This is a genomic window from Gordonia hankookensis (assembly GCF_014673215.1).
GTDB lineage: Bacteria > Actinomycetota > Actinomycetes > Mycobacteriales > Mycobacteriaceae > Gordonia > Gordonia hankookensis.
Genome location: NZ_JACWMS010000001.1, coordinates 159851 through 184315, shown reverse-complemented (window position 1 = coordinate 184315; position 24465 = coordinate 159851). Strand labels below are relative to the sequence as shown.

Below are 24465 nucleotides of genomic sequence, written 5' to 3'. Positions count from 1 at the left end.
CGGCCGGTCACCGGCTGCCGGACCCCGACTTCTGCTGTGTCGTCGTCTCCGGCTCGGTCGCCCCGGACTTCGTCGACGACTTCGACCGCGTCGGACCCGACCGCCGCGGTCGGCCCGGTCGAGGACTGCGGTCTCGCTTGAGGTAGGCGAGCCAGCCCACGATGGCGACGGCCGCCAGACAGACCAGTGCGAAGAACCACGACCAGCTGCTGACGGCGGCGGTCGCCGGATCAGGATAGGTGGCGTCTGCGCTGAAGTCCGACGGCTTGCGCGGCTCGGGTGTCCAGGTGACGGTGGTGTCGCTGATCTGATCGCCGTTGGTGGCGCTCACCGGTCCACCGAAAGTCACCGTGAGCTCGACGAAGTCGCGGTTCGGCGTCAGGTCGGTGAGGTCGGCGGAGCCGCGAAAACGTACGACATCGCCACTGCGCTTGGCCGAGAGGTCCATGCTCATCGCGGATTCGCCGAACGAGGCCGCCACGATGTCGCCGAGCTGGCTGAACTGTCCGGCGGTGAGATCGGTGAAGACGGCGCGGGTGCCGACGCGCGGGATGACCTTGTCGGCGGTGTTGTCGGGAGCCGCGCTCGCGCCGGGGCTCGCGGGTGACTGTGTCGGGGAACTGCCGGGCGCAGCGGTCGTCTCGGACTCGGGTCGCGTGGAGTAGTCGCTGAGGGTGACGCTCGACCCCATCGACTCCGGGACGTCGAGCTTGGGTGCGCCGCGCGGGTTGTCCGGCGAGGTCGCCACCACGATGGTGCCGGAGTACCGGTCACCGACGGTGGTCGAGCGTTCCAGACAGCCCGTGAGCAGGGGAGCGGCAGCCATCAGGGACACCAGCAACAGGACCGCGGACCTTCGAGATGACGAGCGCACGTTGCTCATCGTGCCAGACGTGGCGGAGCAAACCGTTGCCGACGCGCACGGGTCACCGTCGCAGCGCCAGGTGCGCGGAGATCCGGCCGCTCGCTCCCGTCACGCCGCCGCCGGGGTGCGTCGATGCCCCGGCCAGCAGGATCCCGTCCGCGCCGGGGACGGAGTGCCCGGACAGATCGGGGTGGGGACGCCAGAAGAACATCTGATCGATGCTCATCTCGACGTGCATGATGTTGCCGCCGAGCAGGCCGAGTTCCTGCTCGAGGTCGTCCGGGGTCTGGATATGGGTGTGCTCGACGTGCTCACCGAACCCGGGCGCGTGGCGGTCGAGTTCCGCACCGATCGCGGCGGCCGCATCCGGCGCGACGTCGGCCCACGACCGGCCCCTGGAGAGGCGATGGGGATGCCATTGTGCCCATACGCTGACGAGATGCTTGCCGGGCGGTGCGAGGGTGGGGTCGATCGCCGAATATCCCATCGCCACGCAGGCGGGACGCTCGGGCAGGTCACCCACCGACGCCGCGGCGTGAGCCCGTCGGAGCTGCGCGCGATCGGTCACCAGGAGACCGAGCGCCGAATGCACGCCGTGGGCGGGGAGATCCGACGGCAGGTCGCGGTATGCGGGCAGGGCGTCGGCGCCGAGCCGGATGGCCATGCCGATGCCGTCTCCGATGACGATCTGCGACCGCCAGCGCTCGGCCGGCTCGCGTGGATATCCACCTGCGGTCAGCAGGTCGAGGGTGGTGGCGATGTGACAGGCCGCGATCACCTTTCGCGCACAGTGGCCGTCGCCGTCCACGGTCCGGACCTGCCAGTGGTCGCCGCATCGCGTGATCGAGGTGGCGGCCCGGCCGAGCATCACCTCGCCGCCGTCGCTCCCGAGCCTGCCGAGGAGGGCCTCGGTGAGTGCTCCGCTGCCACCGATGGCGCGTCCGGGCGGTATGTCGTGCTGGAGCGCGGCGAAGCCGACCATCGGGGCGGTGCCGGGTGCGTTCATCGGCGGCCCCGACTGCGCACCGAACCAGGCCAGTGCGGCCTTGAGTGGCTCGGAGGTGAACCATCGGTCGAGCAGGGTGTCGCCGGAGGACATCAGCTCCTGCGTCAGGGACAGCATCGCGCCGGTCCGATGTCCGATGAGTCCCGTCCGGGCGGAGTGGGCGGTGCGGGTGAGACCGGTGAACGCAGTGGCGAACCGTCCCGGGCTCGCCGGGGAGTAGAACGAGCGCATGACGGCCCTGGCGCGTGGACGCCACACCTCGACGAATCTGCGGTACGCCTCGGCATCGGCGGAGCCGACCGCGCGGTCGATCGATGCGCACGTGGCGTCGAGGTCGGTGCGGAAGACGATCGGCCCGGTCCGGTCGGTCGATGGGGCGAATGCCCACGGATCACAGTCGATGTAGCGCAGTCCGTGATCGGCGAGGGAGAGCTCGTCGAGGATCGGGGAATGGCGGATCATGAGGTGTGCCGACGACCCGCGATCGACCCGGTAGCCGGGGAAACGCTCGACCGTCGAGACCGCGCCTCCTGCGACGTCGTCGCGTTCGACGACGCGCACCGATCGTCCGGCACGGGCGAGGTAGGCGGCCGCGACCAGGCCGTTGTGGCCGGCCCCGACGACGATCGCGTCGAGTGGCCGATGGGTTCGATCGCCTGCGAGGCTCATCCGGCAGTCCGTCCGGTCATCGTGCACGGGCCGGGTCGTCGGGGCCCAGCGGAAGCGGTCGCCCCAGAAACGCGAACGGACGCGGGTCACCGGTGAAGGTGAAGTGGCGCAGTATGTCGACGAATCCCATGCGCCGGTACAGGGACCAGGCGCGGTTGTCCTCGGCAGGCGCCTCGGGTGTCGACAGCAACACCTGGCCCTCGGGCCGGCCGGCGAGCAGCCTGCCGAGCAGCCACTGTCCGAGGCCACGTCCCTGGGCCGTCGGGTGCACGTGCAGTTCGGTCAGCTCGAAGTAGTCGCGGGTGATCGCGTCGACGGCGGGATCGGAATGTCCCGCCTGCCGCAGGCCGATGCGGAGCTGCTGGTTCCACCACTGGTCGCGCGCGCCCTGATAGCCGTAGGCGATCCCGACCAGGAGCTCGTCGTCGGAGACCGCCACCGGCCGGGCCAGGCGTCGACGCGCCATCTGCGGGGAGGTGATCTCGGCGGCAGGCATCGTGGCCACCGCCCCGACCGCGCGCCAGCGGGGACGGGTGATGTGGTCGCGCCAGAGCGCCGCCCGGTGGATCTCGGTACCGCGTGGATAGTTCATCGCGGTCACGTAGATGTCGAGGGCGGGTTCGAGCCAGATCCGGGAATCCTGGCCGGTCAGATCAACGAGGCGGATCGTCAACGAACGTCTGTCCTCTCGTCGAACAGTGGACATCGGGGTCGGCCGTCGCCTTGAAGGTGACGGAGGTGCTAGCTATATTGAATATGTCGAACGGGTGTTCGATGAATCAGCCTCCGCAAGCTGTTCTGTCCACCCGCCGACATCGGGCGCCGGCCCGACGGCGACGAGGGAAGCGTTTGCTGTCGGGCCGGCGTTGTATACAGCAGTCGCACCGCGTACAACGACGGCCGACTGACCACGGGGAGGTGGACATGCCCAACTCGATTCCGACGACCGGGTCCACGACGGACATCGATCCGATCGTGGTGGGACGTAGCCGTGACCTGCTCGACCGCGCCCAGAATCTGTTCGACAACGCCGACGGCGTCGACGACTCCGCAGAGCGCTTCCGTCAGTACTACCTCACCGCGCTGCGGGCCGCAGGTGCGGCGCTGGAGATCCACGAGCCGACGAACAGGCCGGTCCGGCGCAGGCATTCCCGTAGCGCCTGGAATCGGGTCCCGGTGGTGGTCCCCGAGCTCGACGACCACGCCGCCTACTTTGCCGCCCGCTCGCGGGTACGCCTCGACATCGAGGCCGGCCTGGTCCGCGCGATCGACGATCGAGCGGTGCAGCAGATGCGCCGCAGGGTCATCGACCTGCTCGATGCCGTCGAGGCGTTGCTCATCTCGTACGAGCAAGGCAAATTGCCCCACCAGGCCGCGCATTCGGACCGGACCGCGTGACGGTATGATCCGACCCAACCTCGGGTAATGGTGGTCGCCGGGTGATTCTGCTCGTATCATGGGAAATTGAAGCCGCAGACGGCGGCAGACGGCGTCGACATCGCGCAGGACCGGCAACGGCCATGCGGTCGGGTCGGTGGAGTGGGAGTTAGGAGGGTCGGTGCCTCTTTCGGAGCACGAGCAGCGGATGCTCGAACAGATCGAAAGCGCTCTGTATGCCGAAGACCCGAAGTTCGCGTCGAGCGTCAAGCGTCGTCGCCTCGGACGGTCCAGCGGCCGGCGTCGCCTGCAAGCGGTTGCCATCTTCGTTGTGGGTCTGGTCCTCCTCGTCGGTGGACTCATCGTCGAGGTGCGCGTCGGCGGGTTCCCGATCATCAGCCTCATCGGGTTTCTCGTGATGTTCGGTGCGGGGTTGCTCGCACTGTGGGGCGGCGGCAGTCGGTCGGCGGGGGCCGATCGTGAGCACGGCAACGGTGCCAAGGAGTCCCGAGGCAGCGCACCCAAGCGTAAGTTCTCCGAACGCATGGAAGAGCGGTTCAACCGCCGCTTCGAGCAGGAGTAGATCGCCCGCCGGGTGAGAACCCGGCGCAAGGTCGTTCACAGACCGCACGCCACTTCGGTGTGCGGTCTTTTCGTGTTGGCGATGGCGCGTGGAGCCGACGCCCTCCCTCGACTCCCCGGTGCGACTCCCCGGTGCGACTCCCCACCGTGCCCCACCCCGATTCCCCACGCCGCCCCACCGAAGTGCCCCACTATGCCCCACAGGGCACGGATCTCATTCCTCACCTGGCACTTTGATGTGATTCAGCATCACCACCACCGCACATCTGCGCATGCGACGCGCCGTGTCGCGCAACATGCCCCACTCAAAATAAGGCCATTGAACTGGACTTTTCCGATCGTGTGGGGGGTAGGTGGAGCGTCAGGGGTGGAAAGTGGAGGAAAGTGGGGTACTGTGGCAGCACTGGGTGAGACGGACCGGACGCCGAACCCAGTAGGGCAGGAGGTGTCGACATGTCCGTGCGATTTGTCGGCACCTACACGCCCAAGTTGGACGACAAGGGGCGGCTCACGTTGCCCGCCAAGTTCCGCGACGCACTGGCAGGAGGGGTGATGGTCACACGAGGCCAGGACCGCAGCCTGTCGGTGTATCGAGCCGACGAGTTCGACGCGATCGCTGAACGCACCATGGCGGCGTCGCGGAACAACCCTGAGGCGCGGGCCTATCAGCGGTACTTCTTCGCGAGTACCGATGAGCAGCGACCCGACGGGCAGGGCCGGATCACCCTGTCGGCCGAACACCGGACCTACGCGGGCCTGTCCAAGGAATGCGTGGTGATCGGCGGGTTCGATCACCTCGAGATCTGGGACGCGCAAGCGTGGAGCGACTACCAGAGTGAGCACGAGGAGGACTTCTCCGCCGCGGGCTCAGACGCACTGGACGCGTTGCTGTAGCAGGCAAGCGATCGGGCAGACAGATGAATACGGGATCGGATGGGTCGAGGCCTCGGCCCGGAGCGACCCTGGCGTACTTCCCCAACGCCAGGTGCGCGATCGGGCCGAGACCCCGCCTCATCGGAGACACCCCGTTGCGAACCCTCACCGCCCGAGACCGACGAATCGAACCGCACAGTCCGAGGAGGAGGTCGGTGAACGCACGCCACGAGGAGCCGGACGGCGAATCCGATCGGCTCACTCCGCACGCGGACCACAGTGGGACGCCCCGCCGTTCCGGCGAGTTCGGGCATCTGCCGGTGATGGCAGACCGGATGGTCGAGCTCATCACGGCGGCGTTCCCCGGAACCGGCAGCGCGCCCGTCTTCGTGGATGGCACGCTCGGGGCCGGCGGCCACACCGAACTCATACTGCGCGCCGATCCGCGGGTCCGGGTGATCGGCATCGACCGGGACAGCAACGCGCTCGACATCGCTCGCGACCGTCTGGCGGAGTTCGGTGAGCGGATCACCTTCCATCAGGCCCGTTTCGACGAGATCGGCGAGGTGTTGACCGACGTCGGTGTCGACCTCGTCGACGCGGTTCTCTTCGACCTCGGTGTGTCGTCCATGCAACTCGATCGTCCTGACCGGGGTTTCGCGTACGCGGTCGACGCGCCCCTGGACATGCGGATGAACTCCTCCGAAACCACAACGGCCGCAGATATTCTCAACACGTACTCGCACGGCGACCTGGCGCGCATCCTGTCGGAGTACGGCGAGGAACGATTCGCCGGGAAGATCGCGTCGGCGATCCTGCGGGAGCGCGAGAAGGAGCCGTTCACCACGAGTGGCCGTCTCGTCGAGCTGCTCTACGCCGCCATCCCGGCCGCCACGCGCAGGACCGGTGGGCATCCGGCGAAACGTACCTTCCAGGCGTTGCGGATCGAGGTCAACCACGAGCTCGATGCGCTGCGTCGTGCACTTCCGGCAGCGTTGTCGGCCCTGCGGGTCGGTGGACGCGTCGCCGTGATGAGTTACCAGTCGCTCGAGGACCGGATCGTCAAGCGGGAGTTCGTCAGCCGCACGACATCGACCTCGCCGATCGGCCTCCCGGTGGAATTGCCGGACTCTGCACCGGATTTTCGCTTGATCACCCGCGGCGCCGAGCGAGCGAACGACCAGGAGCAAACGGAGAACCCTCGATCGGCCCCGGTGCGTGTCCGGGTGATCGAACGTGTCGACGAAAAGGATCGCGCATGACCGTCTTGCAGGACATCGAGATCGACGATGACCACGTCGAAGCGGACGAGATCCGCCGAGGCAGGCGGCATTCGGGGTTCGAGAGTGAGCGCGCGACTCGGTCTCGCGCGGCCCAGCGCGCGATAGACCGGCGTCGGAAGCGGCTCGAGCGGGATGAGCGGGCCGATCAGATCGCAGGCCGGACCCGGGCGAAAGCGATGTCGGCGACGGTCGGTCCCCAGATCTCGATGCGGGCTCGAGTCGCCGGAATTCCTTTCGTGGTACCGGTGCTCGCCCTCCTTGTGATCGGGCTCGGCATGAGCCTGCTGTTGTCGACGAAGGCAGCAGCGGATTCGTATCGGCTCGGTGAGGAGCGTCAGGCGAACCAGGCGCTGGTCGATCGGCGTGACTCGCTCAAGCGCAGTTACGAATCGGGTGACTCGGCACCGGAACTGTCCGACAAGGCATCTCGGCTGGGCATGATCCCGGCGAAGAATCCGGCGCGGATGATCGTGACCGGAACCGGACCGCCTCGGGTGATCGGCGATCCGGAACCCGCGCAGGGTCGTGCCATGCGTTCGATCAACCCGCCGACCGGACCGGATCCGGTGTCGAGCATCGACCCCAAGAAGGTCGACGACTCCGAGGGGCTTCCCGGGGGCGGGGCGGAATCCGCAGGTGCGCAACCGAGTTCGACACCTGGAGACAATTCCGCGCAGGCGCCTACCGCCACACCCACGCCTGCCCCCAACCCCGCGCCGACACCCGGCGCATCGTCGTCGGTCACCCCTGATGGCACCGCACCGGCGGCGGGCGCGACCACACAGACGGCACCCGCACCGTCCGCGGTCCGTCCCGCACCGAACGTGCTGCCGACGAACCAGAACGCGCCGGGCGCAAATTCGCGGGAATCCCGCTAACAGCGTGGACAATTGGCAACCATGACACGTGCCGTCTTCCAGCGTTTCGACGCGGGTTCTTCCGGTCGGGGTCGAGGTGGCCGCGGAGGTTCCGGAGGTGGTCGCGGCGGTGCCGGTTCCGGAGCAGGCGGTCCGCAACGGCCGGAGACATTCCTGGGCCGGAGCCGGATCGCCGGGGCATTGGTGATCCTCGCGGTGCTGGCGGTGGCGATCCGGATGATCGTGGTGCACACCGTGGAGGCATCGTCGATCTCGGCCGAGGCGGCCCAACAACGCGAGTACACACAGGTCCTCACTGCGAAACGCGGGGCGATCCTCGATCGCAAGGGTCGCCCGCTCGCCTACACCGACGAAGCGCGATCGCTGACCTTCCTGCCCAAGTCGGTTCGCAAGACGATCGCCGAGGCCCATCAGAAGGACGACGCGCTACCGGATGTGGACGAACGCCTCGGCGAGATCGCGAAAGGCGTGTCGTCGGCGCTCGGTGGTTCGATCAGCGAGCAGGACCTGTTGTCCAAGCTCAAGAGCGACGACACCTTCGTGTACCTGGCTCGATCGGTGAGTCCGGAGGTGGCGAACAAGATCACCGAGGAGTTCCCGGAGGTCGGAGCCGACCCGCAGAGCATCCGGCTCTACCCCGGAGGGTCGTTGGGTGCCAACATCATCGGCGACGTCAACTACGACGGCAACGGCCTCGTCGGTCTCGAGGCCTCCCTCGATTCGCAACTTGCGGGCACCAACGGTTCCAAGACCTACGATCGCGGCTCCGACGGCGCGATCATCCCGGGCAGCACCCGCAACGTGCATCCGGCCCTCAACGGCGCGACCGTTCGCCTCACGATCGATTCGGACGTCCAGTGGTTCGTGCAGAGCCAGGTGTCGGCGGCCAAGGCGGCCTCGGGCGCCAAGAACGCATCGGCGGTGGTCCTCGACGCCAAGACCGGCGAAGTGGTCGCGATGGCCAACGACAACACATTCAACGCGTCGCAGCCGCTGGGAGACCAGCAGAACGCCGACCTCGGCAACCGGGCGGTCACGTCGCCGTTCGAGCCGGGCTCGGTCAACAAGATCATCGCGGCATCGGCCGCCATCGAGTACGGCGTCACCACGCCGACCGAGGTGCACCAGGTACCCGGCAGCATCAACATGGCGGGGGTGACGGTCAACGACGCCTGGTCGCACGGCGTCGAGCCGTACACCACGACCGGGATCTTCGGTAAGTCGTCGAATGTCGGCACCCTCATGCTGGCCCGGAAGATCGGCGAGAAACGGTACGCCGACATGGTCCAGAGATTCGGCCTCGGCCAGCGCACCGGCGTCGGGCTGCCGGCCGAGAGCGCAGGCGAGGTGCCTGCCCTGAGTCAATGGTCGGGCGGTTCGTTCGCGAATCTGCCCATCGGTCAGGGGCTGTCGATGACGCTGCTGCAGATGACCGGGATGTATCAGGCCATCGCGAACAACGGTGTGCGGGTCCCGCCGCGCATCCTCGAGTCCGAGCAGCGAGACGGGCACGACGTCGATGACATGTCCCGCCCGGACGGTGTCCGTGTGGTGAGCCCACAGACCGCCGAGAAGGTCCGGAACATGTTCCGGGCCGTCATGCAGAAGGACCCGATGGGTGTGCAGCAGGGGACCGGCTACACGGGTGCCGTCGCCGGCTACCAGATCTCCGGAAAGACGGGCACCGCCCAGCAGGTCGATCCGAGTTGTGGCTGCTACTCGAACTCGAACTACAACATCACCTTCGCGGGCATCGCGCCGGCCGACAACCCCCGATATGTGGTCGGCATCATGCTGGACAATCCGAAACGCAGCTCGGACGGCAGCGGCGGGCAGTCGGCGGCGCCGATGTTCGGCACGATCGCCTCGTGGTTGCTGCAGCGCGACCGGGTGCCCCTGTCGGGACCGGCGCCGCGTTTGACCCTGGAGGCGCGCTGACCGGAGGTGGTCAGGCGATCGGCGGCGCACCGATGTCGAATCCGTGCGCGTCCACAGTCACCCGTAACGGACAGCGATCGCGCTGACGGTATCGTGAGTGCGTTCCGGCGAGCCCGACCCGGGCCGCCTGGGTTGAACAACGAGGGAGGCGGGAGGCACAGATGGCGTCGACTCGCCGTAACCGGGCGAAGCCTGCCGGGGGAATGCTTCGGCCGACAGCCGTGGCACCGACGGCGGTCTCGGTCTTGTCCGCGGCCACCGGGGCTCGTGTGGACCTCGTCGGTTCGGCATCGGCCGACACCGAGGTCACCGGAGTGACATTGCGGGCCCAGGACGTGATTCCCGGCGATCTCTTCGCGGCACTGCCCGGCGGGCGCACACACGGCGCCCTGTTCGCCGACCAGGCGGTCGCGGCGGGCGCCACAGCCGTGCTCACCGATCCGGCCGGACGTGCGGAGCTGACAAAGGTCCTCGGGTCCGATGCGGCGTGTGCGGTGCTCATCCACCCGAATCCGCGAGAGGTTCTCGGCTCGGTGAGTGCCCGGATCTTCGGCTACCCGTCCCTGCGACTGAAGCTGATCGGCATCACCGGCACCTCGGGCAAGACGACGACCGCCTACATGGTGGAGGCAGCCCTGCTCGCCGCGGGACACTCGGTCGGCCTGATGGGCACGGTGCAGACGCGCATCAACGGGGTCGCCCAGCCCAGCGCACTCACCACTCCGGAGGCGCCGACCCTGCAGGCGATGCTGGCCACCATGCTCGAGCGCGGCGTCGACGCCGTCGTGATGGAGGTGTCCAGCCATGCCCTCGCGCTCGGCCGGGTCGACGGAGCCCAGTTCGCCATCGGGGCGTTCACCAACCTGTCGCAGGACCATCTGGATTTCCACCATTCGATGCGGGCCTACTTCGACGCCAAGGCACGGTTGTTCGCGCCGTCGTCATCGACGCACGCGGTGCGGCCGATCATCTGTGTCGACGACGAGTGGGGACGCCGGATGGTCGAGATCGCCCGTTCGGACAAGCAGTCGCCCCCGGTGACGGTGTCGACCGGAACGGTGCCGGCCCAGTGGCATGCGGGACCGTCGACAGTGGACGCCGACGGCGCGCAGCACGTGACGGTCACCGTGCCCGGCGGCGGCGACCAGGAGATGGTGGTGCCCCTACCCGGCCGCTACAACGTGGCCAATGCCCTGACGGCGGTGGCGATTGCGGTCGGCGCCGGGGTCACCCCATCGGCAGCGATCGGCGCGATCGCCGGCGTCTCGGTCCCGGGCCGGCTCGAACGGATCGACCGCGGGCAGCAATTCCTCGTCGTCGTCGACTACGCGCACAAGCCTGCGGCACTCGAGGCGGTGATCGCCACGCTGCGCGACCAGACCCGCGGGCGGATCGCGGTGGTGGTCGGGGCAGGCGGTGACCGTGACGTGGGCAAGCGACCGATCATGGGTGAGATCGCCGCTCGCGGTGCCGAACTCGTGATCGTCACCGACGACAATCCGCGCACCGAGGAAGCAGCCGCGATCCGTGCCGAGGTCCTCGCAGGCGCGCGGGCCGCCGGACTCGACGTCGACGCCCACGAGATCCGCGAGGTCGGTGATCGCGCCGAGGCCATCGCGGCGGCCATCGCCTGGGCGACGCCGGGGGACACCGTGCTCATCGCGGGCAAAGGACACGAGACCGGTCAGGAGGTCGACGGTGTCAAGCATCCCTTCGACGACCGGCTGGTCTCCGGGGCAGCCCTCGATTCGTCGATCGCGCCTCCGGAGGACGGGGAGGACGAGAAGTGACGACGCCACCGACTGTTCTCGTGGCGTCGTCGGTCCACATCGACGACGTGCGTGCCATGCTGCGCAGATTGGCAGAGGCGGGCGCGACCCCCTCGGAGGCCGGGCAGACGCGCACCTGGGCGATCCTGGGTGAACTCGCTGTCGCCGACGGACTCACGGAGAACGAGAGTGTCGTCGAGCACGATCGACTCGGTCGTCAGATCGTCCGCCTCGCCGTCGACAAGACGCTGTGTGTGGGGCGTTCGCGTGCCGTGCGTGCCCTTCACCAGGGCACCGTCATGGAAGGCTCATGGGGTGACGAGGTCCGGATGGTCGCGACCGCCGGCGAGGCACGTGACCTGCTGACCTCCGAGGACTGGCGGCCCGGACCGGGCGACGTGATCCTGCTGGCCGCCGAGGACCCCGGCATCGCCGGCCTGGCGACCCTCTGGCCGGCGCGCGACGGCAACGCGGGCGACAGCGCAGGACACGAGACAAGCGACGACGAGAACACCGCACACGAAAGTACGGGGGACGGGCCATCGAGCATGTCGACGACGGGGACGAACGAGTGAGGGCGACAAGGGTGACAGTGCAGACAGGGATGACGCGGTGACACAGATCCTGATCGCGGGTGGCATCGCGCTCGCGGTGTCGATCCTCCTCACGCCGTTTCTCATCCGCCTCTTCACCCGGCAGGGTTTCGGGCAGGAGATCCGGGTCGAGGGGCCGCAGAGCCACCAGACCAAACGCGGCACGCCGTCGATGGGTGGCGTGGCGATCCTGGTCGCGTTGTGGGCGGGCTACCTCGGGTCCCACATCGTCGGACTGTTCACCGGGGGAACCGGGGTCACCGCGTCGGGTCTGCTCGTCCTGGGACTGGCCACCGCGCTCGGCGGCGTCGGATTCCTCGACGACATCATCAAGATCCGCAAGCACCGGAACCTCGGGCTCAACAAGACCGCCAAGTCGATCGGGCAGTTCGCTGCCGCGATCCTCTTCGGTGTGCTCGTGCTGCAGTTCCGCAACGACGCCGGCTACACGCCTGCGAGCACGCATCTGTCCTACGTCCGCGACATCGACGCCATCTCGATGTGGTCGATCGTCTTCGTGGTCTTCTGCTGGCTCGTGGTGGCGGCGTGGTCGAACGCGGTGAACTTCACCGACGGCCTCGACGGACTGGCGGCCGGTTCGATGGCGATGGTGCTCGGCTCCTACGTGCTCGTCACGTTCTGGCAGTACCGCAACGCGTGTTCGGGTGGACCCAAGGCCACCCAGGAGATCACTCCCGGCTGTTATGTGGTCCGCGATCCACTCGACCTCGCGCTGATCGCGGTCGCGGGCGGCGGAGCCTGTCTCGGCTTCCTGTGGTGGAACGCGGCGCCGGCCAAGATCTTCATGGGAGACACCGGATCGCTGGCCCTGGGCGGCATGCTGGCCGGCCTGTCGATCACCACCCGCACCGAACTCCTCGCGGTGGTCATCGGCGCACTGTTCGTCGCGGAGATCATCTCGGTGGTGGTCCAGATCGCGTTCTTCCGCACCACCGGACGCCGGGTGTTCCGGATGGCGCCCTTCCATCACCATTTCGAGCTGGGTGGCTGGGCCGAGACCACGGTGATCATCAGGTTCTGGCTGCTCACGGCCATCGCCTGTGCGTTGGGTCTGTCCTTGTTCTACAGCGAGTTCCTGGCCGTCAGTGGCTGATCGGCGACCCGACCTCGACGTGACCGCATTGTCGGGGACGACGGTGCTGGTCGCCGGTGCCGGCACCGCAGGCCGGTCGGCGGCCCGGTACCTGCTCGATGTCGGGGCGCACGTGACGGTCGCAGATGCCCGGTTCGGTCCGGACGATCCCGGCGACGACGATCTGTCCGGCCTCGGTGCGCGCCTGGTCGGCACCGCGTCACTGCTCGACGACGACAACGAATGGCCGGGGGAGACCGGACTGGTCATCGCGTCGCCCGGCTTCTCGCCTGCGCATCCACTCATCGTCCGCGCGGTCGAGGTGGGACTGCCGATCTGGGGCGAGGTCGAACTCGCCTGGCGCGTCGACCGTGCCGGGCTGCTCGGCGAGCCTCGGACCTGGCTGGTGGTCACCGGAACCAACGGAAAGACGACGACGACGTCGATGCTCACCGACATCGTCGTCGGCGCGGGGCGTTCGGCCGCGGCCTGCGGCAACATCGGCCTACCCGCACTCGATGCGATGCGGCAGACGCCGCGAGTGGACATCCTCTGCGCCGAGTTGTCGTCGTTCCAGCTGCACTGGGCACCCTCGGTGGCGCCGGATGCCGGCGTGGTGCTCAACATCGCCGACGACCACCTGGACTGGCATGGCTCGTTCGACGCCTATGCCGAGGCCAAGGGTGTCGCATTGCACGGTGCCGTCGGCGTGGTGGGCCTCGACGATCCGACGGCGTCGTCGCTGCCGGTCGCCCGTCGCCGGGTGGGCTTCACGCTGGGCACGCCGGGGGACGGCGAGCTGGGGGTCGCCGACTCCCGGATCGTGGACCGCGCCTTCGGACCGCCGGGTTCGTCGCGGACGATCGTCGAGACCGCGGCGATCCACCCGCCCGGCCCCTCGGGGACCGCCGACGCACTGGCGGCGACGGCCCTGGCGCTCGTGGCGGGGATCTCACCCGACGCAGTCGCCGAGGCGCTGCGCGACTTCCGGCCGGCCGCCCACCGCGGCGAGGTGGTGGCCCGCGTCGACGGCCTCGACTACATCGATGACTCGAAGGCCACCAATCCGCATGCGGCCGAGGCTGCGATCGCAGGTCATCGGCGGGTGGTCCTCGTCGCAGGCGGACTGCTCAAAGGCGCCCCGGTCGACGACATGATCCGCCACACGCGTGCGCGACTCGCCGGGGTGGTCGCGATCGGTCGCGATCGTGAGCTGATCGTCGACGCGATCTCGCGACACGCCCCAGAAGTCCCAGCAGTCACAGTATTCACAGGGGACGATGGGCGCGTGACTGTTCAGCACGCGACCCCACACCTCGGGAACGAACTGCCCGCCGGACTGAGCGCCCCGACCGAACCACGCTCGGCGGCGGTCGGATCCGACGACACCGACTCCGACCGAGCCGCTGTCGCGGTCATGGAGCGGGCGGTCGAGGTGGCTGCGCATCTGGCGCGGACCGCCGACGACCGGCCCGACGCGGTGCTGCTCGCCCCGGCGGCCGCCTCCCTGGACATGTTCGCGGGGTACGGCAGGCGCGGTGACGCGTTCGCGGCGGCCGCGCGATCCCTGCCGGGTGCGGCCGACGTGAGCGGAACATCTCGATGAGCTCCTCGACGGAGGTACCGGGGCGGTCGTCCCGCACGACGAAGCCGACCGGCACGAAGGACAACGGCACCCGACGAACGAGCACACGGGGAACCGGCACGAAGGACTCGTCGTCGGCGGGCACCTGGCCGGCCGCGGTGGTCGAGGCGGTGCGCAACCTCCTGTCGCGACCACTCGCGTCGTATCACCTGATCCTGACGATTGCATTCCTGCTGACCGTGTTCGGTCTGGTGATGGTGTTGTCGGCCTCCTCGGTGGAGGGCTACTCCAAGGACGGGTCGTCGTACGGTCTGTTCGCCACCCAGATGATCTTCGCGCTGCTGGGTCTGGTGGGCTTCTACGTCATGCTCCGGCTGCCGGTGCGGCTCTTGCGGCGGATGGCGGCGCCACTGATGGTGATCACCACGGTCCTGCTCGCCGTGGTGCTCGTCCCCGGCATCGGCACCCTGAGTCAGGGCGCGCGGCGTTGGTTCGTGATCGGCGGATTGTCGGTGCAGCCTTCGGAGTTGGTGAAGGTGGCGTTGTGCGTCTGGGGTGCCCACCTGCTCGCCTCCCGGCGCCGGGACAACGCGTCCTTGAAAGAGTTGCTGATCCCGCTCGTCCCGGTCGCGATGCTGGTCTGCCTGCTGATCATCCTCGAGCCGAATCTGTCCACCACCATCACGATCGCCATCATCGTCGGTGCGATGCTGTGGTTCGCGGGCCTCCCGGTCAAGGTGTTCCTCACGTTCGCCGGAGTGGGCACCGCTATCGCAGTGCTGCTCGCACTCGTCGAGGGCTACCGATCCCAGCGTGTGCTGAGCTTCCTCGGCAGCATCGACGACCCGCAAGGAGCGGGATACCAGGCTCGCCAGGCCACCTACGCGCTCGCCAACGGCGGGGTGTTCGGTGTCGGCCTGGGGCAGAGCCGGGCGAAATGGAACTACCTCCCGAACGCGCACAACGACTTCATCTTCGCGATCATCGGCGAGGAACTGGGGTTGATCGGCGGACTGCTCGTGGTGATCCTGTTCGCGATCCTCGCGTTCATCGGATTCCGGATCGCCGTGCGGTCGGTGGATCCGTTCCTGCGCCTGATGACGGGCACCATCACCGTCCTGATCACCGCCCAGGCATTCATCAACATCGGCTACGTCATCGGGCTCCTGCCGGTCACCGGTATCCAGCTACCGCTGCTGTCCGCCGGCGGTACGTCGACACTGACCGTGCTGGCCATGCTCGGATTGCTGGCCAGTGCCGCTCGGCACGAGCCGGAGGCCGTGGCCGCCCTGAGCACCGGGGAACCCGGTCGTCTCGGTCGCTGGCTGCGACTGCCGGCGCCGGTCCCGTATCGCCCGACGCGCGCCGACGCCCTGCGCGATCGGCTCGATCAGCGACGCCCGGAACGGGCTCGTGTCGCAGCGCCCGCCGCCCCCTCCCGCTGGGCGCGTCTGCGGCATGGCACGCCGACCGAGGACGTGGCCCCTCGGCCGGTGCGGCGCCCGGCCCCGAGCCCCCGGGCACCACGCACGGCCGCGGTCCGGGTCGACTACCGTACGGGGTATTCGGGAACGGGTACCCGCCGTGGCGCTCCGGTTCCGCCGCGTGCGAGCCGTGGCGGGGGCGGTGCATCCGACGCCGGGCGGGCCGGGTCGACACACCAGTGGCGGCCGGCGGGCCGTTCTACCTGGTCACGGCACTGAAGACGGTCGAGACCGCACGGCAGCCGGTCGGCGGCGGCCGACGATGCGGAATGGAGTTGGGCACGGGTGAGTTCTGAGCGAGGCCGGTCGTCGGATCGGCCGTTGTCGGTCGTGGTCGCCGGTGGTGGGACCGCCGGACACATCGAACCCGCGCTCGCCGTCGCGGATGCGGTGACCCGTCTGGACCCGACTGCGCAGGTGACGGCCCTGGGGACCACTCGTGGTCTCGAGACCACGCTGGTTCCCGAGCGCGGGTATCCCTTGGAGCTGATCCCGCCCGTCCCGCTACCCCGGAAGCCGGGGATGGAACTGGCCAAGACGCCGACCCGTCTCGTCCATGCGGTGACCGCGACCCGGTCGGTCCTGTCGCGGGTCGGTGCCGACGTGGTGGTCGGTTTCGGCGGTTACGTCGCGCTGCCGGCATACTTCGCGGCGCAGATGCGGGTCCGCGGCCGTCACCGGCTGCCGATCGTCATCCACGAGGCCAATGCGAGCGCCGGGATCGCGAACAAGGTCGGGGCGCGGTTCGCCGATCGGGTGCTGGCGGCGGTTCCGGGTTCCGGCCTGGACGCCGATGTGGTCGGCATCCCGGTACGCGGCGTCATCACCGAACTCGACCGTCCGGCGCTACGCGCCAAGGCGCGCCACTATTTCGGCCTCGACGAGGACGCGCCCACGGTGCTGGTGTTCGGCGGATCCCAAGGTGCGCAACGACTCAACGACGCAGTTTCCGGCGCCGCGGGTGCGCTGGGAACCGCAGGCATCGGCGTGCTCCACGCGTTCGGCCCGAAGCACACGATCGATCCGCAGTCGCCGCCGGGTGCGCCGCCGTACCGGGGAGTCGGCTACCTCAAGCGGATGGACCTGGCATACGCCGCGGCGGATCTCGTCATCTGCAGATCGGGTGCGATGACGGTGGCCGAGATCTCGGCCACCGGCCTGCCGGCGATCTATGTCCCGCTCCCGCACGGCAACGGCGAACAGCGACTCAACGCGCTCCCGGTGGTCAATGCGGGCGGCGGCATCATCGTCGACGACGCCGAGCTGACGGCGGACTGGGTGGCCAGGGAGGTCCCCGCGATGCTCGCCGACCGGGACCGGCTGGCCGCGATGTCGGTGGCCGCGACCGGCTCAGGTCATCGTGACGCCGCGGACGCGGTCGCGGCAGCGGCGCTGGAGCTGGCGGCACAGCACCGAGGGGGCGGCCGACGACGGCGGCTCCGTTCCGCGTTTCGTTCACCGGGATCGGCATCGGAGCAGTGACAATCGACGTGCGTGGCATAGGCCACGATGACGGTATGCGTGGCCCAGGCTGTCGCGATGGTGAGGTGAGGCGATGAACGGCGACTCCGTGACCGGCCCCATCGGCGAACTCCCCGAACGTCTTCGCCGGGTGCACATGGTCGGCATCGGCGGCGCCGGGATGAGCGGGCTCGCCCGAATCCTGCTCGCCCGCGGCGGTCAGGTCTCCGGCTCCGATGCGAAGAACAGCCGGGGCATTCTCGCGTTGCGCACACGCGGAGCCCGCATCCAGGTGGGTCACGATCCGTCCGCCCTCGACCAGCTGCCGGGCGGCCCGTCGGTGGTCGTGACCACGCACGCCGCGATCCCCAAGACCAATCCCGAACTCGTCGCCGCCCGGTCGCGGGGCATTCCCGTCCTCTTGCGGCCCCGGATCCTGGCTGACCTGATGGTGGGATATCGCACCCTGCTCGTGGCCGGAACCCACGGCAAGACCTCCACCACCTCGATCGCTGTTGTCGCGCTTCAGCATTGCGGTGTCGACCCGTCGTTCGCAGTGGGTGGCGAGCTGAACGAATCCGGCACCAACGCCCATCACGGCAGTGGCGGGATCTTCGTCGCCGAGGCCGACGAGAGTGACGGCTCCCTCCTCGAGTACACCCCGGACGTCGTGGTGGTCACCAACATCGAGGTCGACCATCTCGATCACTTCGGGACTCGTGAGGCGTACGTCGATGTGTTCGACGAGTTCGCCGATCGCATCGCCCCCGGCGGTTCGCTCATCGTGTGTCTCGACGACGAGGGGTCCGCCGCCCTGGCCGGCCGATGCGCGCAGCGACTGGTGGAACGGGGCGTGTCGGTGTTCGGCTACGGCACGGGCCGGTACGCCGATCTCGCGCCCGCCGCGAAGCACGTCGCGACCTTGGTCTCGTGGTCGGCGCGGGGCTCCGGCGGGGTGGCGCAGGTGCGGTTCGACGCGCCGATCGCCGATCCGTCCGTGGAGCGCACCATGCTGTTGACCGTCCCCGGCGAGCACATGGCGCTCAATGCGATCGGGGCCGTCGTCGCCTGTGTGTGCGCAGGCGGCGCCCTCGCGGGGGTCATCGACGGCGTCGAGGCTTTCGGTGGCGTTCACCGCCGATTCGAATTCCGCGGCCGGACAGCCGATGTGGACGTCTTCGACGATTACGCGCATCACCCGACCGAGGTTCGGGCGGTGCTGACCGCCGCGCGGCTGGCGGTCGAGAGTGCGACGCCGGACAGCGACGCATCGGGTCGGGTCATCGCGGTGTTCCAGCCGCATCTGTTCTCTCGCACCCGTGATTTCGCGGCCGACTTCGCCGCGGCGCTCGATCTCGCCGACCAGGTCATCGTCGCCGATGTCTACGGCGCACGCGAGCAGCCGATCCCGGGGATCAGCGGTGCCAGCATCGCCGATCGGGTGACCCGGCCGGTCATCTTCCAGCCCGATCTGTCCGCGCTGGCGCGGACCGTCGCGTCCGTGGCACGACCCGGCGACCTGGTACTCACACTGGGGGCCGGTGACATCACCATGCAGGGGCCGGAGATCCTGGAGGCATTGCGGGACCGCGGTGCCAACCACACTGTCACCGCGGTCGCGGACGGTGTGGGAGCGGATGGTGCCGGAGCGACGGGTGCCGACGGTGCCGGAGCGCCGGGGTCGCAACCGTGAGTCCGCGGGTGCGCGACACCTCGCGCCGTTCCCGGCTCCTGCTGGGGACGGTCCTGGTCATCGTGGTGGTGGTCGGTCTCGGCCTGATCGCCTATTTCACCCCACTGATGTCGGTCCGGTCGACCGACGTCCACGACAATCGGGCGGTCCCGACCGACGAGATCGTCGGCGCGGCCCGGGTGGCCGACGGGACACCGCTGCTGCAGGTGGACACGCACCAGGTCGCGCAACGGATCGCGGCGATCCCCTCGATCGAATCGGTACGGGTGCAGCGCAGCTATCCGTCGTCGCTGACCATCACCGTCGTCGAGCGGCAACCGGTGGTGAAGGTGACCGACGGGCAGAAGGTCCATGTCCTCGACCGTTCGGGCGTCGGGTATCTGACCTTCGACACCACGACAGGTGTGCCACCGGAGATGAACAGGTTGCCGGAGTTCTCGACACCCAATCCGGGTCCCGGCGACCCGACGACGACCGCAACCCTCGCAGCCGTCTCCGGGCTGCCGGAATCGATCGGGAGCCGGGTCGTCAAGGTGACCGCCTCGTCGCCGGTGGACATCCAGTTCACGCTCAAGGGCAACAAGACCGTCGTCTGGGGAGACAGTGGGCAAGGGGCCGAGAAGGCCCGAACCCTCGGCGCCCTGCTGACGCGTCCCGCGACAACCTACAACGTGTCGAGCCCGGAGTTCCCCGCCTACAAGTGACGACACGGCGTCGCGACGGCAACGCCGTGCCGACATCCGCGGTGGTCGTCGGCACGTGACATCCATGAAAAATGCGGCCCAACTTCGCGACACGCCGCACGCTTGCTGGTTACCGCGCCATTCGGTGCCTAACGTCATGCCCATCATCCATCTACTTGACATAACTCTAAATCTATGGTTCAGGTTTAGGGTTTCGGATCGAACGAGGAAGGCGGGCACATGACGCCACCGCACAACTACCTGGCCGTGATCAAGGTCGTCGGCATCGGCGGCGGCGGTGTCAATGCCGTCAACCGAATGATCGAACAGGGACTGAAAGGTGTTGAGTTCATTGCCATCAACACCGATGCTCAGGCCCTGCTGATGAGCGACGCCGACGTCAAACTCGACGTCGGCCGCGACTCGACCCGTGGGCTCGGTGCCGGCGCCGACCCGGAGGTCGGGCGGCGCGCGGCGGAAGACGCCCGCGACGAGATCGAGGAACTCCTCAAGGGCGCCGACATGGTGTTCGTGACTGCCGGTGAGGGCGGCGGGACCGGGACCGGCGGCGCGCCGGTCGTGGCGTCGATCGCACGCAAACTCGGTGCGTTGACGGTGGGCGTCGTGACGCGGCCGTTCTCCTTCGAGGGCAAGCGTCGCGGCGGGCAGGCGGAGGCGGGTATCACCGCGCTCCGTGAATCCTGCGACACCCTCATCGTCATCCCCAACGACCGGCTCCTGCAGCTCGGCGATGCCCAGGTCAGTCTCATGGACGCATTCCGCAGTGCAGATGAGGTGCTGCTCAACGGTGTTCAGGGCATCACCGATCTGATCACGACGCCGGGACTGATCAATGTCGACTTCGCGGACGTCAAGGGCGTGATGAGCGACGCGGGCAGTGCCCTGATGGGCATCGGGTCGTCGCGCGGCGAGGAGCGCGCGAAGAAGGCCGCCGAGGCGGCGATCAACTCGCCGCTTCTCGAGGCGTCGATGGAAGGCGCTCGCGGCGTGCTCATCTCGATCGCGGGCGGCAGCGATCTCGGCCTGTTCGAGATCCACAACGCAGCGACCCAGGTGCAAGAGGCTGCGCACGAGGACGCCAACATCATCTTCGGCACCGTGATCGACGACAACCTGGGCGACGAGGTCCGCGTGACCGTCATCGCGGCCGGATTCGACAGTGGCGCACCGCGTAAGCGCACCGACATCCCGGCCGCCGCGGCGGGCAAGTCGACCGTCGGTTCCGGACAGGCGGGTGCGGTCGCGGCCAATTCACAGGACAACGACCCGCTGTTCGGCAAGATGCCTGCCGGCGCAGGCGACCCGTTCGTCGAGGCTCAGGAGCGTCCGCGGCGCAACAACGTCACCCTCGACGACGACGACGTCGATGTGCCGTCGTTCATGAAGCGCTGAGCTCGCACATGCGGGTACGCCGCGTGGTCACCAGCCGATCCGGTGGCGTCTCGGTGGCGCCCTATGACTCGTTCAACCTGGGCGATCATGTCGGCGATGACCCGAAAGCCGTTGCCGAGAACCGGACTCGACTCGCCGAGCAGATCGGGCTGGCGCCGGGACGGATCGTGTGGATGGAGCAGATCCACAGTCGCAATGTGACCGTGGTGACCGGTCCGGTGGACGAGCCGGTGCCTGCGACCGATGCGCTGGTCACCACGGAGACCGACTTGGCCCTGGCCGTGTTGTCCGCGGATTGTGTGCCGGTACTGCTCTCCGACGACGAGGCAGGCGTGATCGCAGGCGTGCACGCCGGACGAGTGGGTGCACGCATCGGAATCGTGCCGGCGACAGTGCGCGCCATGATCGAACTCGGTGCCCGGCCGGAGCGGATCGGGGTTCTGCTCGGTCCGGCTGCCGGCGGGGCCGACTACGAGGTGCCGCCGCACATGCAGCGCGACGTCGAGGAGCATCTGCCCGGCAGCGCCTGTGTGACCGCCAAGGGCACAACGGGTCTGGATCTGCGCGCGGGACTGCGCCGTCAGCTCCTCGCCGCCGGTGTCGGCGCGGTGGCCGCAGATCCGCGGAGTACCGTCGCGGACCCCGAACTGTTCAGCCATCGTCGTGGTGCGCCCACCGGCAGGCTCGCCTCGGTGATCTGGATGGACTCCCGGCCCGCCGAGGGCGCCGATGGTTGACGAGGCGGTGGACGCGCGGACACACGAACTGGCCGAACGGTATTCGGCTGCGCGCGATCGTCTCGATGCCGCGGTCGACGCGGCCGGCCGGAAACGCGGCGACGTCGAGTTGATGGTGGTGACCAAGTATTTCCCGGCCGACGATGTGCGGCGGCTGCTCGGGCTCGGCGTGCGCTGCTTCGGTGAGTCGAGGGAACCGGAGGCCAGTCGCAAGCTGGCCGAGCTTGCCGCGGACGACCCGACAGGTGGCAGGCCAGGCGATCGGGCGGCAGTATTCGACATGATCGGTTCTGTTCAGTCCAAGAAGGCGAAATCTGTTGCCGCGTGGGCTCGTTCGGTGCATTCTGTGGATCGGGACAAGGTTGTCGACGCCCTCTCCCGTGGAGTGCTGGCCGCACTCGACGCGGGTGAGCGGTCTGATCAGCTGGGCATTCTCTTGCAGGTGAGCCTCGACGGGGACCCGCATCGAGGCGGCGCGCCTGTCGACGATCTGCCGGAATTGGCAGAGCGTGTCCGGGCCGCGCCCGGACTGTCGCTGGCCGGTCTCATGGTGATCGCGCCGCTCGAGGGTACGGCCGATCGCTGGATGTCGCTGGCCGCCCAGGTTCGCGAGGGTTTCCTCGCCGATCATCCGGAGGCGCGCGAACTGTCGGCGGGGATGTCTGGCGACCTGGAATCTGCGGTGGCACACGGTTCGACATGCGTGCGTGTCGGTACCGCGATCATGGGACCTCGCCCGTTAGTCTCTCAGTAATCACATTGGTCACATGAGAACCAACGAGCACACAGATCGACAACTGCACCACCCACTGCTTCCCCCGGCAGCGTTGGACGACAGAGAGGCCAGCTATGACCACGATGCAGAAGTTCAAAGCATATTTCGGCATGGTGCCTCCAGGTGAATACGAGGACGACTACCTGGAGGAACCAGGTGGCCCGATGCGTGCCGGACGTGCCTATCGCGACGACTATTACGGTGAGCCCGCTTATCGTGAACCAGGCTTTCGTGAGGGTCCGCGGGACGCCGACTTCGCATACGTCGACGATCGCCGTTTTCCGGCGGAGTTCGATCAGCAGGGCTTCGGGGGGAACGGTTACGACATGAATTCCTACGACGGCGGCGGATACGAGCCCGTTCCGGAGTATGCCTATGCCGGTGGTCGGCACGCAGGTGAACCGGTCGAGCGGATGCGTCCACAGCGCCTCGAACCCCTGCAGCGCTCCGGCATGCGGGCAGCCGGTGTGCCGCGCCCGCCGATGAACGCCGATGAGCGCGAACTCGAGCGTGTGTTCGCCGATGGCCCGCTGCAGAAGATCACCACTCTCCGCCCGTCGGACTACGGCGAGGCGCGCACGATCGGGGAGCGTTTCCGCGACGGGAACCCGGTCATCATGGATCTCGTCGACATGAGCAACGACGACGCGAAACGACTCGTCGATTTCGCGGCGGGTCTGGCGTTCGCCCTGCGCGGCTCCTTCGACAAGGTGGCGACGAAGGTCTTCCTCCTGTCACCCGCCGACGTCGACGTCTCACCGGAGGACCGGCGCAAGATCGCCGAGACCGGGTTCTACAACCACAGCTGAGTTCATCCTTCGGGCAGCGGCCCTCTCTGCGTCATGGCGATGCGGGAGGGCCGTTGTCGTGTCCGGCGCCGGGAGCGCAGCGAGCGGGCCGATTCACCGCTGGCGCCGGGAGCGCAGCGAGCGGGCCGATTCACCGCTGGCGCCGGGAGCGCAGCGAGCGGGCCGATTCACCGCTGGCGCCGGGAGCGCAGCGAGCGGGCCGATTCACCACTGGCGCCGGGAGCGCAGCGAGCGGGCCGATTCACCGCTGGCGTCGGGAGCGGAGCGGGCGGGCCGATTCAACACCGATGGGATATATCAGGCAACCTGGTGGGGTGACGATTCTGTTCCAGGTTCTCTATTACCTGCTGTTCATCTACTGGCTCCTCCTCCTCGCGCGACTCGTCGTCGAACTGGTGCGGACCTTCGCGCGTGAATGGCGGCCCACGGGGTTCGCGGTGGTGATCATCGAGATCGTGTTCACCACCACGGATCCCCCGATCCGGGCATTGCGGAGGATCCTCCCGCCGATCCCGCTGGGGCCGGTGCGCCTCGACCTCTCGCTCATGATCGTGATGATCGTGGTGTTGATCGCCATGCAGATCGTCAGTTCACTGAGCAGGAGCTCGGCTGCGGCCCTGGCAGGACTGGCGTGACCTGGGGGATTTGCTGTGACCGACTCTCGACCGTCGACGACGGGCCGAACCTGGTCGATGACTGCACACCTTCGGTGGTTTACGGTTGGATGTCATCATCGAGTGACCGTTTCGTTGCAAGAGCGCATCGATCTCGTGCTACGAACGGTTCTCGTGTGACAGGATTTGACGCCAGTTACCAATTGGACTGGTATGAATAAACAGTGACAGCCTGTAGCAAAGACTGTGCAGACTGGGTGTGCTGCCAAGTGAACAGAGCTAGAT

The 24465-nt window shown here is 68.2% G+C and carries 22 protein-coding genes; 19 read left to right on the top strand and 3 right to left on the bottom strand.

Features of this window, described 5'->3' with window-relative positions:
• Positions 1-7: 7 nt before the first annotated feature.
• The 3 genes from IDF66_RS00825 to IDF66_RS00815 are packed head-to-tail and all read right to left on the bottom strand — an operon-like array spanning position 8 to position 3213.
• Positions 8-883 (bottom strand): LppM family (lipo)protein, encoded by an 876-nt coding sequence (locus IDF66_RS00825; protein ID WP_190265424.1) that lies wholly within the window; start codon positions 881-883, stop codon positions 8-10.
• A 43-nt stretch (positions 884-926) separates the two neighbouring features.
• The gene (locus IDF66_RS00820) at positions 927-2540 is read right to left on the bottom strand and encodes a phytoene desaturase family protein (RefSeq protein WP_190265423.1); all 1614 of its coding nucleotides are present in this window, start codon (positions 2538-2540) and stop codon (positions 927-929) included.
• Positions 2541-2556: 16 nt separating this feature from the next.
• The gene (locus IDF66_RS00815; RefSeq protein WP_190266233.1) at positions 2557-3213 is read right to left on the bottom strand and encodes a GNAT family N-acetyltransferase; all 657 of its coding nucleotides are present in this window, start codon (positions 3211-3213) and stop codon (positions 2557-2559) included.
• Between the two features lie 251 nt (positions 3214-3464).
• Here IDF66_RS00815 and IDF66_RS00810 point away from each other — a divergent pair, with 251 nt between their 5' ends.
• From IDF66_RS00810 to IDF66_RS00720, 19 genes are all read left to right on the top strand, one after another.
• Positions 3465-3938: an SAV_6107 family HEPN domain-containing protein gene (locus IDF66_RS00810; RefSeq protein WP_223309077.1), complete on the top strand. Its 474-nt coding sequence runs from the start codon at positions 3465-3467 to the stop codon at positions 3936-3938.
• A gap of 160 nt (positions 3939-4098) precedes the next feature.
• On the top strand, positions 4099-4500 hold the full coding sequence (locus IDF66_RS00805; RefSeq protein ID WP_164309274.1) for a DUF3040 domain-containing protein: 402 nt from the start codon (positions 4099-4101) through the stop codon (positions 4498-4500).
• Positions 4501-4952: 452 nt separating this feature from the next.
• On the top strand, positions 4953-5393 hold the full coding sequence (gene mraZ, locus IDF66_RS00800) for a division/cell wall cluster transcriptional repressor MraZ (protein ID WP_164309275.1): 441 nt from the start codon (positions 4953-4955) through the stop codon (positions 5391-5393).
• Positions 5394-5686: 293 nt separating this feature from the next.
• The gene (rsmH, locus tag IDF66_RS00795; RefSeq protein WP_223309159.1) at positions 5687-6634 is read left to right on the top strand and encodes a 16S rRNA (cytosine(1402)-N(4))-methyltransferase RsmH; all 948 of its coding nucleotides are present in this window, start codon (positions 5687-5689) and stop codon (positions 6632-6634) included.
• Positions 6631-7533 carry a hypothetical protein gene (locus IDF66_RS00790; protein WP_190265420.1) on the top strand — a complete coding sequence of 301 codons (903 nt, stop codon included), beginning with the start codon at positions 6631-6633 and terminating at the stop codon, positions 7531-7533. Before rsmH ends, IDF66_RS00790 begins: the two co-directional genes overlap by 4 nt.
• Before the next feature lie 21 nt (positions 7534-7554).
• Positions 7555-9471, top strand: coding sequence for a peptidoglycan D,D-transpeptidase FtsI family protein (locus IDF66_RS00785; protein ID WP_190265419.1), 1917 nt, complete (start codon positions 7555-7557; stop codon positions 9469-9471).
• 161 nt (positions 9472-9632) lie between these two features.
• Entirely contained in the window at positions 9633-11261 is a 1629-nt protein-coding gene (locus IDF66_RS00780) for a UDP-N-acetylmuramoyl-L-alanyl-D-glutamate--2,6-diaminopimelate ligase (protein ID WP_190265418.1), read from the top strand.
• Positions 11258-11815, top strand: a complete 558-nt coding sequence (locus tag IDF66_RS00775) for a UDP-N-acetylmuramoyl-tripeptide--D-alanyl-D-alanine ligase (protein ID WP_190265417.1) — start codon at positions 11258-11260, stop codon at positions 11813-11815. Before IDF66_RS00780 ends, IDF66_RS00775 begins: the two co-directional genes overlap by 4 nt.
• Positions 11816-11852: 37 nt before the next feature.
• On the top strand, positions 11853-12947 hold the full coding sequence (gene mraY, locus IDF66_RS00770; RefSeq protein ID WP_164309280.1) for a phospho-N-acetylmuramoyl-pentapeptide-transferase: 1095 nt from the start codon (positions 11853-11855) through the stop codon (positions 12945-12947).
• A complete protein-coding gene (gene murD / locus IDF66_RS00765; protein WP_317628537.1) occupies positions 12940-14532 on the top strand; it encodes a UDP-N-acetylmuramoyl-L-alanine--D-glutamate ligase in 1593 nt (530 codons plus the stop codon). Before mraY ends, murD begins: the two co-directional genes overlap by 8 nt.
• Positions 14529-16214, top strand: a complete 1686-nt coding sequence (gene ftsW, locus IDF66_RS00760; RefSeq protein WP_190265416.1) for a putative lipid II flippase FtsW — start codon at positions 14529-14531, stop codon at positions 16212-16214. Before murD ends, ftsW begins: the two co-directional genes overlap by 4 nt.
• Before the next feature lie 66 nt (positions 16215-16280).
• Positions 16281-17477, top strand: coding sequence for an undecaprenyldiphospho-muramoylpentapeptide beta-N-acetylglucosaminyltransferase (murG, locus tag IDF66_RS00755; RefSeq protein WP_317628536.1), 1197 nt, complete (start codon positions 16281-16283; stop codon positions 17475-17477).
• 73 nt (positions 17478-17550) lie between these two features.
• Positions 17551-19149 carry a UDP-N-acetylmuramate--L-alanine ligase gene (murC, locus tag IDF66_RS00750; RefSeq protein ID WP_190265415.1) on the top strand — a complete coding sequence of 533 codons (1599 nt, stop codon included), beginning with the start codon at positions 17551-17553 and terminating at the stop codon, positions 19147-19149.
• The gene (locus IDF66_RS00745; protein WP_317628535.1) at positions 19146-19853 is read left to right on the top strand and encodes a cell division protein FtsQ/DivIB; all 708 of its coding nucleotides are present in this window, start codon (positions 19146-19148) and stop codon (positions 19851-19853) included. The genes murC and IDF66_RS00745 overlap by 4 nt, the downstream gene beginning before the upstream one ends.
• Positions 19854-20072: 219 nt before the next feature.
• Positions 20073-21245, top strand: coding sequence for a cell division protein FtsZ (ftsZ, locus tag IDF66_RS00740; protein ID WP_190265414.1), 1173 nt, complete (start codon positions 20073-20075; stop codon positions 21243-21245).
• A gap of 8 nt (positions 21246-21253) precedes the next feature.
• A complete protein-coding gene (gene pgeF / locus IDF66_RS00735; RefSeq protein ID WP_164309285.1) occupies positions 21254-21982 on the top strand; it encodes a peptidoglycan editing factor PgeF in 729 nt (242 codons plus the stop codon).
• On the top strand, positions 21975-22736 hold the full coding sequence (locus IDF66_RS00730; RefSeq protein ID WP_190265413.1) for a YggS family pyridoxal phosphate enzyme: 762 nt from the start codon (positions 21975-21977) through the stop codon (positions 22734-22736). Before pgeF ends, IDF66_RS00730 begins: the two co-directional genes overlap by 8 nt.
• Before the next feature lie 95 nt (positions 22737-22831).
• Positions 22832-23566, top strand: coding sequence for a cell division protein SepF (locus IDF66_RS00725; protein WP_164309287.1), 735 nt, complete (start codon positions 22832-22834; stop codon positions 23564-23566).
• A gap of 314 nt (positions 23567-23880) precedes the next feature.
• Positions 23881-24201, top strand: a complete 321-nt coding sequence (locus IDF66_RS00720; RefSeq protein WP_164309288.1) for a YggT family protein — start codon at positions 23881-23883, stop codon at positions 24199-24201.
• Positions 24202-24465 lie beyond the last annotated feature (264 nt).

Excerpts from the sequence above, each read along its gene's own strand:
- IDF66_RS00780 (WP_190265418.1), top strand. The coding sequence starts at position 9,633 with ATGGCGTCGACTCGCCGTAACCGGGCGAAGCCTGCCGGGGGAATGCTT.
- IDF66_RS00810 (WP_223309077.1), top strand. The coding sequence starts at position 3,465 with ATGCCCAACTCGATTCCGACGACCGGGTCCACGACGGACATCGATCCG.
- IDF66_RS00820 (WP_190265423.1), bottom strand. The coding sequence starts at position 2,540 with ATGAGCCTCGCAGGCGATCGAACCCATCGGCCACTCGACGCGATCGTC.
- murC (WP_190265415.1), top strand. The coding sequence starts at position 17,551 with ATGAACGGCGACTCCGTGACCGGCCCCATCGGCGAACTCCCCGAACGT.
- IDF66_RS00730 (WP_190265413.1), top strand. The coding sequence starts at position 21,975 with ATGGTTGACGAGGCGGTGGACGCGCGGACACACGAACTGGCCGAACGG.
- ftsZ (WP_190265414.1), top strand. The coding sequence starts at position 20,073 with ATGACGCCACCGCACAACTACCTGGCCGTGATCAAGGTCGTCGGCATC.
- IDF66_RS00725 (WP_164309287.1), top strand. The coding sequence starts at position 22,832 with ATGACCACGATGCAGAAGTTCAAAGCATATTTCGGCATGGTGCCTCCA.
- IDF66_RS00785 (WP_190265419.1), top strand. The coding sequence starts at position 7,555 with ATGACACGTGCCGTCTTCCAGCGTTTCGACGCGGGTTCTTCCGGTCGG.
- pgeF (WP_164309285.1), top strand. The coding sequence starts at position 21,254 with ATGCGGGTACGCCGCGTGGTCACCAGCCGATCCGGTGGCGTCTCGGTG.
- mraZ (WP_164309275.1), top strand. The coding sequence starts at position 4,953 with ATGTCCGTGCGATTTGTCGGCACCTACACGCCCAAGTTGGACGACAAG.
- IDF66_RS00790 (WP_190265420.1), top strand. The coding sequence starts at position 6,631 with ATGACCGTCTTGCAGGACATCGAGATCGACGATGACCACGTCGAAGCG.
- IDF66_RS00825 (WP_190265424.1), bottom strand. The coding sequence starts at position 883 with ATGAGCAACGTGCGCTCGTCATCTCGAAGGTCCGCGGTCCTGTTGCTG.
- ftsW (WP_190265416.1), top strand. The coding sequence starts at position 14,529 with ATGAGCTCCTCGACGGAGGTACCGGGGCGGTCGTCCCGCACGACGAAG.